The following is a 12625-nucleotide window of genomic DNA, read 5'->3' as shown; positions in this document are numbered from 1 at the left end:
GCGTGGGTGAGTGCGCGAGAAGAACCGTGGCACGCTTGCTGCTTCATCCAAGGTCTTAGGCCTTGGGGAGCGCACGATGGCACACATGATCTGGAAGGGCGCAATCAACTTCGGCCTCGTCCACGTACCGGTGCAGTTGTATCCGGCAACGCAGTCGGAGAAGGTCGGCTTCAATCTGCTGGACAAGCGCACGATCGACCCGATCGGCTACAAGCAGATCAACAAGCGCACCGGCAAGGAGGTGGTGCGCGAGAACATCGTGCGCGGCTTCGAGTACGAAAAGGACAAATACGTGGTCCTCTCGGACGAGGAGATTCGTGCGGCCAATCCCGAATCGACGCAGACGGTCGATATTCTCGCCTTCGTCGACGCACCGGACATCTCGTTCCTCTACCTCGACACGCCGTACTTCCTGACGCCCGATCGCAAGGGCGAGAAGGTGTACGCGCTGCTGCGCGAGGCGATGAAAGCGTCGGGCAAGATTGGTGTGGCGAGCGTGGTGCTGCACAACAAGCAGCATCTCGCGGCGCTGATTCCGGTCGGGCCGATGCTGGTGTTGAATACGCTGCGCTGGGCCGCCGAGGTTCACGAATTCGACGAGTTCAAACTGCCGCCGGAAGGGATGAAAGCGGCCGGCGTTAGCACGCGTGAACTTGACATGGCGAAAAAGCTGATCAACGACATGAGCGACAAGTGGGACCCAGCGCAGTATCACGACACGTTCCACGACGACATCATGGCGCTGGTGGAAAGAAAAATTCGCGCTGGGAAGACCGAGGAAATCACCGAAGTCGAAGCACCGCGCGAAGCGCGGCGGTCCGCCGATATCCTCGATCTATCCGACCTGCTCAAACGCAGCCTCGGCCGCGGCAAAGGCAAACCGGCGGCGGGCGCACGCAAGCGTACGGCAGCAGATGACGACGAGGCCGCCGATTCCAATGGAGATGCCGAGTCAACCGCGCCGGCCCGCAGGAAGCCGCGCGCGACGCGTCCAGCGAGCACGAGCCGCAGCGGCGGCAAGCGGGGCGGTGCCAGCGCCAAGGCGGCGTCGGCGGCACACAAACGGCGTGCGGCCGCCTGATTGGTCACCTGATCGATTGCGCCGGCGTGCGAATCGACCCGCGGGTCATTCATCTCCATGAAAGACAGGCTTGAACTCTACAACCGTAAACGGCGCTTCGACGAAACCCCGGAGCCCTCGGGCGCGGCCGCGCGCAAGAAGGGCCGGGGGACGATGGCGCGCGCATCGGGCGAGGCACTGTCGTACGTGATTCAGGAGCACCACGCGCGGCGTTTGCATTACGACTTCCGGCTCGAACTGAACGGCACCTTGCTGTCGTGGGCGGTGCCTAAAGGGCCGAGCCTCGATCCGTCGGTGAAACGGCTCGCGGTGCATGTCGAGGATCATCCGGTCGAGTATGGCTCGTTCGAAGGTGAGATTCCGCCGGGTCACTACGGCGCGGGAACGGTGATCGTATGGGATCGCGGCACGTGGCAGCCGGACGGTGGCGCGGCGCAGGCCGCCCGATCGTATCAGGCGGGCAAACTCAAATTCCAGCTCGACGGCGAAAAGCTGCGCGGAGGCTGGACGCTGGTGCGCAGCCATATGCGCGGTAGCGGCGACAAGGAGCAGTGGCTGCTGATCAAGGAGCGTGACGGCGAAGCCCGTGGCGAGAGCGAGTACGACATCCTGACGGCGTGCCCGGGCAGTGTACTGAACAACAGCACGCCGACGGGCAGGCGCGCCCGACCCGCCGGTCGTGCGAAGACAAAAAAGACGGCGAGCGAATCCACGAACGGTATCGCAAGCGTGAAAAAGACGACGCGTACAACACGGGCAACTGCCGCGCCCCCCTCTATCGAAGGCGCAGTCAGAGCCGCATTACCCGCCACGTTTAAGCCGCAACTGGCGACGCTCATCGACACCGCGCCACCCGGCGACGAATGGGCCTATGAAATCAAGTTCGACGGTTATCGCGTGCTGGCCCGCATCGATCGACAGGCGAAGACCCATGCCGTCAAGGTGTTCACGCGCGCGGGCAACGACTGGACGGCGAAGTTCGGCGAGCAGGTGGAAGCGCTCGGACAACTCGATATCGAAAGCGGATGGCTCGACGGCGAAGCCGTGGTGCTCGATGAAAACGGCCTGCCGAGTTTTCAGGCGCTGCAAAACGCGTTTGATTCGAACCGTCCGCAGGACGTTGTTATCTATCTGTTCGACGTCCCGTTTCTGAACGGCTACGACTTGCGCGACGTGCCGCTCGAACAACGCCGCGCGATCTTGCGCGCGGTCATGCACAAGCACGACGACGGCGTACTGCGTTTCTCCAACGACTTTGCGTTCAGTGCCGACGAGCTTTTGAAGAGCGCGTGCGATGTAGCGCTTGAGGGGATCATCGGCAAACGGCGCGATAGCGGCTACAGATCGGGGCGCTCGTCCGCGTGGATCAAATTGAAGTGCCGGCGGCGCCAGGAGTTCGTGATCGGTGGCTATTCGGAGCCGGCCGGTCGCCGGGCGGCGTTCGGTGCGCTGTTGCTCGGCGTCTACGACGGCACAGGCAAATTGCGTTACGCCGGACGGGTCGGCACGGGCTTCGACGCTGGCTTGCTGGACGCGATCAAAAAGGAACTCGACGCGCACGAGACCAGACAGATGCCGTTCGCGAGCATGCCGAGCGAGCGCAGCCGCACGCCGGTGCATTGGGTCGAGCCGGTGCTCGTCTGCGAATGCAACTTCGCTGAATGGACGAGCGACGGCATCGTGCGGCAGGCGTCGTTCGTGAGTCTGCGCGACGACAAACCGGCGCGGCAAATCATCAAGGAAGCCCCCCGTAAAGGAGCCGACGTGCAAGAGCAAACCGATACCGCGTCCGATACCGTGCCGAAGAAGCGCACGACGAAGCGCACGAAGAAACAGGCCGTCGCGACATCCACAGCCGGGGCCACCGGAAAAAGCGCGACGAAGCCGTCAGCATCCCTGACGCCGGCAAGAAAAATCACCGCAACGAAATCAAAAACCGCTGCGACACCAGCCGAAGTCGCCGGCATCCGCATCTCACATCCCGAGCGCATCATCGATAAGCGCACGGGCATCCGCAAAATCGATCTCGTGCGCTACTACGAATCGGTCGCCGACTGGATGCTGCCGCATCTGCAGGACAGGCCGGTGTCGTTAGTGCGCGCGCCCGAAGACATCGGCGGCGAGCTGTTTTTCCAGAAGCACAGCCAGAAACTGTCGATTCCCAACGTCACGCAGCATCCCGGCCTCGACCCGGGCCATCCGCCGCTGATCAGCGTCGATACGCTGAACGCACTGGTCGGCGCCGCGCAAATGGGCACCGTTGAGTTTCATACCTGGAATGCCGTGGTGTCGAACATCGAAAAGCCGGATCGCATGGTATTCGATCTCGACCCCGGCGCGTCGCTCGCTTGGGAACGGATGATCGAGGCCGCGCAACTGACGCGTTCGCTACTCGAAGAACTTGGTCTGAAGGCGTTTTGCAAAACGAGCGGCGGCAAGGGGTTCCACGTGGTGGTGCCGCTCGCGAAGCATGCCGGCTGGGACGACGTGAAAGCGTTTTCGCAAGCGGTCGCGCAGCACATGGCGACGACGCTGCCCAAGTACTTCAGCGCGAAGATGGGCGCGCAGAACCGCAAGCAGAAAATCCTCGTCGATTACCTGCGCAACAACCGTGGCTCGAGCACGGTAGCCGCTTTTTCGGCACGCGCCCGGCCGGGGCTGGGCGTTTCAGTACCGCTCTCGTGGGACGAAGTCGCCGTCACGACGAGCGGCGATCAATGGACCATCGAAAACGTGCACGAACGTCTCCAGGACCTTAAGCGCGACCCGTGGGCGGATTACGCGAAGACACGTCAGCGCATTACCGCCGCCATGAAAAAACGTCTGGACGATGCGCAATGAGCGCGACCCAGCCGGGCTCGTTCAATCTGAACAAGGAGCAGGAAGCCATGAAGACCTCACCGCAATCATCCGACGGCGACAAGCAAGCCGATCCGCACGCAACGAAGCGTTCTCTCGAGGATGCGTCCGCGCCGTTGCCGCATGAAACCGACCAGGATCCGGAATCGCAACACGAGGGCGCTCCACGTCGGGTCGGCAAGCAGGCGCATCGCGACATCGAGCGCGGACTGAAGGATACGGACCGCCGCGGTGGTGACGAGTATCAGCAGAAAACGCAGAACGACGCGCACGCGGACGTCAATTCCGATGACAAAGCCGCCGGTGGCGGACGCGGCAAGCGCTGATCGTGCGCGAAAAGCGCCAGGCGCGCCGAGCGGCCCGGCTCATTGCGCCTCTGTGTCCCAATACGGCGGATCGCCGAAATGCGCGGCAAGAAACTCGATGAACGCGAGCGTTCTCGGCGGCACGAACGTGCGGCTCGGATAGACCGCCCAGATCGCCACATTCTCCGCGAGCGGATAGGTGCCGAGCACGCTCACCAGTTCGCCGCTGCGCAGATACCGCGCCACGTCCCAGGTTGATTTGAGCGCGATGCCGAAACCGGCCAGCAGGGCGTCGCGAATCACCTCGCCATTGTCGACGACGAGGCGTCCGCTCACGCGTACCTCCAGCGGGCCGGCGGGCGTCACGAATGCCCAGTCGCGCTGGTCGGACAGGATGATGCATTCGTGCTGGGCCAGGTCCGAAGGATGGTGCGGCATGCCGCGCCGCGCGAGGTAAGCGGGCGCGGCGCACAGCACGCGGCGGTTCACGGCGAGGCGCCGCGCCACCAGCGACGAATCCTTGAGCATGCCGATGCGGATCGCCACGTCGATACCCGCATCGACCAGATCGACCACCTTGTCCGTCAATCGCAGATCGACGCTCACGCCGGGATAGCGGCACAGAAACTCGCTGATGACGGGCGACACGTGTTGCCGCCCGAACGACGACGGCATCGACACCCGCAAGCGCCCTTGCGGCTCGGCCTGTGCATGACCCACCGAAGCGCGTGCGGCGTCGGCCGCGTCAAGCAGCGTCTGGGCGCGGGTCATGAATACTTCGCCGTCCTGCGTGAGACTGATGCGGCGGGTAGTCCGATGCAGCAGGCGTGCGCCGAGGCGTTTTTCCAGTTGGGCGATGCGCGAACTGGCCACCGCCGCCGACAGGCCGAATTCACGGCCCGCTGCCGACACATTGGCGAGCAGGGCGGCGCGCACGAACAGGGCGACGTCGAGCAGATCGAGCCGTTCCCGTTCGCTGGACGGGGGCTTTACGCCGGGTCTTGCAGCGGATGTCGCCGGATCATCAGAATGGTCCATTCTTCTGAAATTCAAAAAGATGTTTCAGTCATTATGACGCTTTTATGAGAATAAGAACCGCCTTACGATGACGTCCATGCGATCGATTGATCCGCGTGGCGCGAGGCGCCATGGGCAACGATCGCCAGTCTCTCAACCTTGTCTGAAACAACAGGAGCTGTGATGAAAGCCGTAGGTCTCTATCGCTATTTGCCGATCGATCAAGCCGAGTCTCTGGTCGACCTCGACATCGCCCAACCCGAAGCCACCGGCCGCGATCTGCTCGTGAAGGTCGAAGCCATCTCCGTCAATCCGGTCGACTACAAGGTGCGGGCCCCGAAAGACGCCGTCGAGAAAACCCCGCGCGTGCTCGGCTGGGATGCTGCCGGCACGGTGGCGGCGGTCGGCCCGGACGTGACGCTGTTCAAGGTCGGTGACCCGGTTTTTTATGCGGGCAGCATCACGCGGCCGGGCGCGAATAGCGAGTTCCATCTGGTCGACGAGCGCATTGTGGGGCGCAAGCCGGCGTCGCTCGACTTCACGCACGCGGCTGCGTTGCCGCTGACCGCGATCACGGCCTGGGAGGCGCTCTTCGACCGCCTCGGCGTGTCGCCGCAAGGCGCGCACGAAGGCCGCACCGTGCTCATCGTCGGCGGAGCGGGCGGGGTGGGTTCGATCGGCATCCAGCTGGCCAGGCAACTGGCGAAGCTGAAGGTGGTCGCGACCGCCTCGCGTCCTGAATCGGCGAAGTGGGCGACAGAGCTGGGCGCGGATCATATCGTCGATCATTTCGGCGACATGCCCGCGCAGTTGAAAAAGCTCGGCATCGATCAGGTCGATTACGTGCTGATTTTCAACGACACCGACAGGAATTTCCCGGCGGCCGCTGAAGTGCTCAAACCGCAGGGCGGTATTTGCACCATCGTCGAAAACAGCCAGCCGCTGCCGGTCGAATTACTGAAGGCGAAAAGTGCCGCGTTTCATTGGGAGTTCATGTTCACGCGGTCCATGTTCGGCACGCCGGACATGATCGAGCAACATAAGCTGCTGACCGAAGTGGCGCGTCTCGTCGATGCGGGCACGTTGCGCACCACGGTCGGCCAGGAACTCGGCAAAATCAATGCGGAGAATCTGCGCCGCGCGCATCGGCTGCTCGAAGAAGGGCGCGCGATCGGCAAACTGGTTCTGACGGGTTTCTGAAGCGCGGATTTGCATGGCTTGAGCGGTGCTGTCAGATCGCGTGCGCAGAAAACGTCTCATTGCAAGCGGGGTAACACCCGATTCGTATGAAGCGCGCGCGGCGCCGCTTGGCGGTAGACTGGTGGGGCATCATGCTAAAACAGTTGCGTGTCTCGTAGCCCGTCCGACCTGGTCTCAAGCAGATCCAACCAGGTGGTAGCCACGCGTCAATCAGGCTTCGGTCAGGCGGTGCATTGGCAGTAGCGCTTGAACGAGCGCGCAGCGGCACAACAACGAGGTGACAGTATGAGCTCCAGCTTCAAACTCTCCGCCGTTTCAGTTGTCGCTTCTCTCGCATGCGCGCTTGCGCCCGGCATGCTTGTGACGGCGGCTCACGCCGCCACGCCGATCACGGTGACCTCGCAGTCCGCCCTCGACGGTCCGATCCGCTACACGGTGCGTGTCACATCGAAACAGTTCGGAAATTCACAGGAAACGCGCACGATCCGCTCCGGCGAATCGGACGACTTCACGTGGAAAACCGTGCCGCCGGGTGGCGCTGTGCCCGCGACGGATAGCTGCCCGAACTATTCGTCGCTCCCGACCGATTCCAACGGCGCGATGATTCGCCAGACTCAGATCCGTTTTGCGCCGGTTGTCGCCGGCGACGGTACCGCGTCCGTGCAACTGAGCTTCCAGGCGCAGACGCCGCACGGCGTGAAGACGGTGAAGAGCGGCGGCAAAACGCTCAAGTGTCCGAACGACGTGACCGTCAGCCAGATTCTGCGCTTTACGATGCCGACCAATGGCAGCACCAAAACGCTGACACTCAGTGACGGCACCGAGGTGGCGGTCACCGCGAAACGTTGATGCCTGCGCGCGGAATGGGGCGCGATACCGGTGCGGCTGCTTGCCGGCAGGCGCCGCTGTTGTTGCCCGGGTTACTGTCCGAGTTGTTGTCTGGGCTGTTGTTCTCAGGTAGACAGACAGGCGCGATGCTTGCGCAGCGCACCTGTCTGCCTCTTTAACGCTGCGTCGCAGCCCGCTCCACCAGCCGCGCCGACAGAAACCGGTGCTCCGCTGAGAACAGCCGCCGATACGTGAGCAGCACCGCACCCACTGTGCCCAAGGCCGACGAGGCCGCGATCAGGAACATGATCACGATCTGATAGCGCACCGCCTGCAATGGCGACTGCCCGGCCAGCACCTGCCCGGTCATCATGCCGGGCAAACTCACCACGCCGACCACGGCCATCTGATTCAGCGTGGGCATCATGCCCGCGCGCACCGCCTGGCGTGCCGGCGCCTGCGCCGCTTCCCAGCGCGTGGCGCCGAGCGCGAGCGCCATATCCACCCGATCGCGCCGCGCGGTCAGCTCCTCGGTCATCCGTTCGATGCCGAGCGACACGCCGGTCAATGTATTGCCGAGGATCATGCCGAGAATCGGAATCGCGTATTGCGGCTCGTACCAGGGGTGAATGCGGATCACGACGAAAAGCCCAACCGCGGCCACCAGCCACGAACTGACCCAGATCGACAGCACGCTGTCCGCACGCTGACCCACATACGTGCGATTGCCGCGCTGCGCGCCCGCGAAGCCGGCGATCAGGGTCATCACGACCATCAAGGGCAGCACCACGAACCAGTGGTCGTAACGGAACACCCAGCCGAGCACATAGCCGATCGCCAGCAACTGCACGACGGTGCGTACGGCGGCCCAGGCGAGCTTGCGCTCGAGATCCAGCTTGAGCGCCACCGACACCGCGCCGTTCACCACGATCAGCAGCGCGGCGATCGCGACGTCCCAGAGACTCAGGTTTTGCAAGGTCATTGGTCGAGCTCCTGACGCGCCGGAGTCACGGCGGATTCGTCGAGCACGCCGGCGCGCATCGTGAGGTGCCGCGCGCTCATACGCGCGGCTTGTGCCGGGTCGTGCGACACCCACATCGACGCATGTCGGCCCGGATCGGCGGCGAACCACGCGTGTACCAGCGCTTCGATTGCGTGGGACGACTCCGGGTCGAGCGAAGCGGTGGGTTCATCCAGCAGCAGCACCTCGGGTGCAAGCTGCAGCACACGGATCAGCGCGGTGATCTGCGCTTCTCCGCCGGACAATTCGCTCGCGCGTTTGTCGAGAAAATCGTCGCCGCGGCCAGCCTGAGCGGCGAGACTCGCGGCGCGTGCGCGATCGAAGCGCACGTCCCGATAGGCGTGTAATTCGTAGGGGTAACGCAGATTGTCCTCGACGCTGCCGTCCAGCAGCGCCGGCCGCTGCCGGATATACGCGACGTTGCGCCGGTAGCGCGGAATGGCGGTGCGCTCGATGGGCGCGCCGTGCCACATGATGCGCCCGGCATCGAGCGGATCGAGCAGGGCGAGGGCGCGCAGAAACACGCTTTTGCCCGAACCCGACGGCCCGGTGATCGCGACGCGGTCGCTCGCGTGGAGTGCGAAGGTGGTAGGTTGCAGCAGCGTCTGCCCGCGCAACGCATCGCGCCGGGCGATGCCATCCGCGAGGACGAAGGGAACATCGGTCATGGTTGGATCATGGGTGAGTTTTTGCGTGGATTCGGCGGTCGCCATGACATTGATTGACGTTCATTGACGCTCATTGACATTTCGCATCGCAGGTAACGCCTCCCCGCGCTTTGCGGCATGATAAAACGACACCCTTAAGACAATATTACCAGGCACGATACGTGCTGCCCCGATGCACAACGAAGAACAAAGGCGGAGCTTCTCAATGGCGGTATCCAGCACGATTGGAAGGCGGATTGGAAAAATCATCGCATGGCTGGTGGCGATCATCGTCATTCTGGTTGCCGCGCTGACAATTTTCATTCTGACCTTTGACTGGAACCGGGCGCGGCCTTATGTCGACGACAAGGTCACGCAGGCGATCGGCCGGCCGTTCGCGATCAACGGCGACCTGAAAGTCGGATGGCGGCATCCGGTCGGCGAGACCGGCTGGCGTGGCTGGGTGCCCTGGCCGCGTTTCTCGGCGGCCGACATCACGGTGGGCAATCCCGATTGGGCCAAACAGCCGCACTTCGCGACGCTCGATGAAATCGACTTCGAGGTCAAGGTGTTGCCGCTGCTCGCGCACGATATCGTGATTCCCGCGATCAATCTCGTGAATCCGTCGGTCGACCTCGAACGGCTGCTCGACGGGCGCAATAACTGGACCTTCAAGCTGGCGTCGTCGAGCGGGCCTTCCGAATGGCGGCTCGATCTGCACGACATCGCGTTTGCGAAGGGTAATGTCGCGCTGTCCGACCAGCAGGCGAAGGTCGAAGTGCTGGTGGCCATCGATACGCTCGGCCAGCCGATCCCGATTGGCGAGGTGATGAAGCAGCAGGAGGCGGCATCGCGCAGCGCCTCGGCGGAGGCGGTCGGCAAGGCCGGCGCGGGCAAGCTCGCCGCGCAGGCGAACGCGCAGGCTGCATCGGAAGCGGCGGCGGCGTCTGCGGCGGCGGCTTCCGGTGCGGCGTCGGCACAAGTCACCGCGTCTGGCGCGAGTGCGGCGAATGGCGCCTCGGGCGTGCAGCTTGCAAGCGAGGCGAACGGTACGAGTGCGGGGGCAGGCGCGGGGGCAAGCGGCGCGGCGCTCGCCTCGGCATCGGGCGCCAATGCCGCTGCTGGCGGCCCGGCAAACGGCGCGAAACCGGTGATCCCGCCCTACGCGATCGGTTGGACCGCCAAGGGTACGTACAACAGGACGCCGGTGTCCGGTAGCGGCAAGGTCGGCGGTGTGCTGGCATTACAGGACGCCAACCGCCCGTTCCCGGTGCAGGCCGACGTGAAGGCCGGCGATCTGCGCGTCGGCCTCGTGGGCACGATCACCGATCCGGCGCATCTTGCCGCGGTCGATCTGCGCCTCTGGCTGCAAGGCAACAGCCTCGCGCGGCTATATTCGCTGACGGGCGTCACCTTGCCCGATACGCCGCCGTATGCGACCGAGGGGCGTCTCGTCGGACAGTTCAAGTCCAGCGGCAACGTCTTCAAGTACGAGAACTTTACGGGCCGGGTGGGCGGCAGCGATCTGAACGGCTCGCTGACTTATACGGCGCGTGAGCCGCGTCCGCTGTTGCAGGGCGAACTGGTGTCGCATCTGCTGCAATTCGCCGATCTGGCGCCTATCATCGGCGCGGACTCGAAGGCCAGCAAGGCGAAGCGCGGCGACGCAACCGTGCAGCCGGGCAACAAGGTGCTGCCCGTGGAAGAGTTTCGCACCGACCGCTGGAAAGCGATCGACGCCGACGTGAAGTTCACGGGGAACCGCATCGTCAAGGACTCCAACTTGCCCATCACGGATTTGTACACGCACGTCGTGATGACCGACGGCGTGTTGTCATTCGAACCGCTGAAGTTTGGCGTGGCGGGCGGCTCGCTGTCGTCGGATATTCATCTGGACGGCAGCACGACCCCGTTGAAGGGGCGTTTCGCAACGTCTGCACGGCATCTCAAGCTCAAGCAGTTGTTCCCGAACTTCAAGACGATGCAGAACGCGCTCGGCGAAATCAACGGCGACGCCGCGTTGAGCGCGACCGGCAATTCGCCGGCGGCGTTGGCGGCGAGTTCGAACGGCGAGGTGAAGGCATTGGTGACGGACGGAACGGTGAGCCGCCTGCTGATGGAAGCCGCGGGGCTGAACGTGGCGAATGTGGTCTACGAAAAGCTGTTTGGCAATCGCGACGTGAAGATCAACTGCGCGGCGGCGGACTTTGTCGCGACGAATGGTGTGCTGGATTCGCGTATTTTTGCGCTCGACACCGACGACGCGGTGATTGATATCGACGGCAACGTGAATCTGCGCGATGAATCGATGGATCTTGGCGTGCATCCGCATACCAAGGGTTTCCGGGTGTTTTCGCTGCGCTCGCCGCTGTATGTGAAGGGGACGTTCAAGGACCCGCACGTCGGGGTCAATGCCGCCGCGCTGGCGTTGCGAGGGGGCGCCGCGATCGGGCTCGGGTTGATCAATCCGTTTGCGGCGCTGATTCCGCTGCTTGCGCCTAGCAATAACAAACCGCTGCCGTGCGGGCAGTTGCTGTCGCAGGTTCGGCAGGCGCCGAGCGCGCCGCCGCCCGGCGTGAAGCAGGCGCCCAAGCCGGCCATTTCCCTCGACGGTGTGCCCGTGAACAAGTCTGCCGCTGATGCTCATTCGGCCGCCGCGGCCGGCAAGAAGCCCGCGGCAGTCATGCCGCCGGCCACGGCGGCCGAATACAAGGGGAATTGATGCTTTTTGCCTGGTCTGAGGCCGGTTGGACTAGCGGCCGTCCAGGCAGGGGACAAAAAAGGAAGGGAAAAACGGAAAATCGGCGCCGCGTGCCCGAAAACACCGGCGCCGAACAAGCAAGGGAAGGAACTACCTGAGCGAGCGCGGCGCGGCGTCTCCCGCAGCATCCTGCCGACGAACCCCTCGCCGGGCACCGCCGACGCGGGTGGCGCCAAACTCCGTCAGGATCTTGCCTCGAGCCCGGCTGGCAAACACCAGGAACCCGAAGCCATCGGCTTCATACCAGTACCCGCCATTCTCGAGGCCGTCGAGCGGCTGTTCCAGCGCATTGGTAATGGATTCGATACAGCGGCGGCGCAATTCGGCAGGCGCGGGATAGGGCGGTTGTGCGCCTCGCACGCTGCACAGCAGAACGTCTAGCCCTGGCAGCACATGTGCATAGAGTACGGGCTCGTCTTGCGCGCGAGCGCGTGCAATCTTGGTGTCGAGCTGACCGAAGGGCTTGAAATGCCGTAGTACCGCGAGGAACGACTCATCGCCGTCCACCTTCGCGCGTCTACGCTTTTTCGGGAAGGACATAAAAATTCGCCTGAAAAAGAATTGCAAGAAACGCAGCGTCCTCATGCGACAACTCCCGGCTTCGCGCGCCGCACGTCGATCTTTTATAGCATACGACAAGGTCGGATTCACGATGATTCGGTGTCTCCACCGTCCCACCGCCTCCCGCACGAATCATGCCGAACCGCCTCGCCGCGCGCTTTCGCTTCCCAGCACATCTGTCTCCATCATAGACTCAGGCGCCACCGAAAAAACATCCCGTATCAATAAAAAAGTCATTTTTGTGTGCGCAAGCGCATCCTGCCGCTACGTTGAAATATCTCACATTCACGTCGATAATGGCCCGTCCGGCCGCACCGCGGCGTGCTCGCCAATCCCGCGCCGCAA

10 protein-coding genes are annotated in these 12625 nt (G+C 63.5%); 6 read left to right on the top strand and 4 right to left on the bottom strand.

The window, feature by feature from the left end:
• Positions 1-76: 76 nt before the first annotated feature.
• From ku to BCY88_RS35070, 3 genes are read left to right on the top strand one after another with little or no spacing between them, the layout of a single operon-like run.
• Positions 77-1081: a non-homologous end joining protein Ku gene (ku, locus tag BCY88_RS35080; protein ID WP_120348670.1), complete on the top strand. Its 1005-nt coding sequence runs from the start codon at positions 77-79 to the stop codon at positions 1079-1081.
• A 57-nt stretch (positions 1082-1138) separates the two neighbouring features.
• Positions 1139-3922 carry a DNA ligase D gene (ligD, locus tag BCY88_RS35075; RefSeq protein ID WP_120348669.1) on the top strand — a complete coding sequence of 928 codons (2784 nt, stop codon included), beginning with the start codon at positions 1139-1141 and terminating at the stop codon, positions 3920-3922.
• Between the two features lie 47 nt (positions 3923-3969).
• Entirely contained in the window at positions 3970-4266 is a 297-nt protein-coding gene (locus BCY88_RS35070; protein ID WP_120348726.1) for a hypothetical protein, read from the top strand.
• A 39-nt stretch (positions 4267-4305) separates the two neighbouring features.
• On the opposite strand, the gene BCY88_RS35065 is transcribed toward BCY88_RS35070, so the two are convergent.
• Complete coding sequence (locus BCY88_RS35065; RefSeq protein ID WP_120348668.1) at positions 4306-5283, bottom strand: LysR family transcriptional regulator; 978 nt, start codon at positions 5281-5283, stop codon at positions 4306-4308.
• A 162-nt stretch (positions 5284-5445) separates the two neighbouring features.
• On the opposite strand from BCY88_RS35065, the gene BCY88_RS35060 reads away from it, so the two are divergent.
• Together BCY88_RS35060 and BCY88_RS35055 are read left to right on the top strand one after the other, a co-directional pair.
• Complete coding sequence (locus BCY88_RS35060) at positions 5446-6462, top strand: zinc-binding alcohol dehydrogenase family protein (protein ID WP_120348667.1); 1017 nt, start codon at positions 5446-5448, stop codon at positions 6460-6462.
• A gap of 285 nt (positions 6463-6747) precedes the next feature.
• Complete coding sequence (locus tag BCY88_RS35055; protein ID WP_120348666.1) at positions 6748-7311, top strand: DUF6013 family protein; 564 nt, start codon at positions 6748-6750, stop codon at positions 7309-7311.
• A gap of 154 nt (positions 7312-7465) precedes the next feature.
• Here BCY88_RS35055 and BCY88_RS35050 read toward each other — a convergent pair whose 3' ends face one another.
• Both BCY88_RS35050 and BCY88_RS35045 read right to left on the bottom strand, forming a co-directional pair.
• Positions 7466-8272: an ABC transporter permease gene (locus BCY88_RS35050; RefSeq protein ID WP_120348665.1), complete on the bottom strand. Its 807-nt coding sequence runs from the start codon at positions 8270-8272 to the stop codon at positions 7466-7468.
• The gene (locus BCY88_RS35045) at positions 8269-8979 is read right to left on the bottom strand and encodes an ABC transporter ATP-binding protein (RefSeq protein ID WP_120348725.1); all 711 of its coding nucleotides are present in this window, start codon (positions 8977-8979) and stop codon (positions 8269-8271) included. Before BCY88_RS35045 ends, BCY88_RS35050 begins: the two co-directional genes overlap by 4 nt.
• Before the next feature lie 205 nt (positions 8980-9184).
• Between BCY88_RS35045 and BCY88_RS35040 the strand changes: the two genes are divergently transcribed.
• Positions 9185-11680 (top strand): AsmA family protein, encoded by a 2496-nt coding sequence (locus BCY88_RS35040; protein ID WP_120348664.1) that lies wholly within the window; start codon positions 9185-9187, stop codon positions 11678-11680.
• 129 nt (positions 11681-11809) lie between these two features.
• Here the strand turns inward: BCY88_RS35040 and BCY88_RS35035 are convergent, their stop codons facing one another.
• Complete coding sequence (locus BCY88_RS35035; RefSeq protein ID WP_028196609.1) at positions 11810-12304, bottom strand: hypothetical protein; 495 nt, start codon at positions 12302-12304, stop codon at positions 11810-11812.
• Between the last annotated feature and the right edge of the window lie 321 nt (positions 12305-12625).

The organism is Paraburkholderia fungorum (genome assembly GCF_003610895.1).
GTDB classification, from domain to species: domain Bacteria; phylum Pseudomonadota; class Gammaproteobacteria; order Burkholderiales; family Burkholderiaceae; genus Paraburkholderia; species Paraburkholderia fungorum_B.
This window is presented reverse-complemented; position numbering and strand designations above follow the sequence as displayed.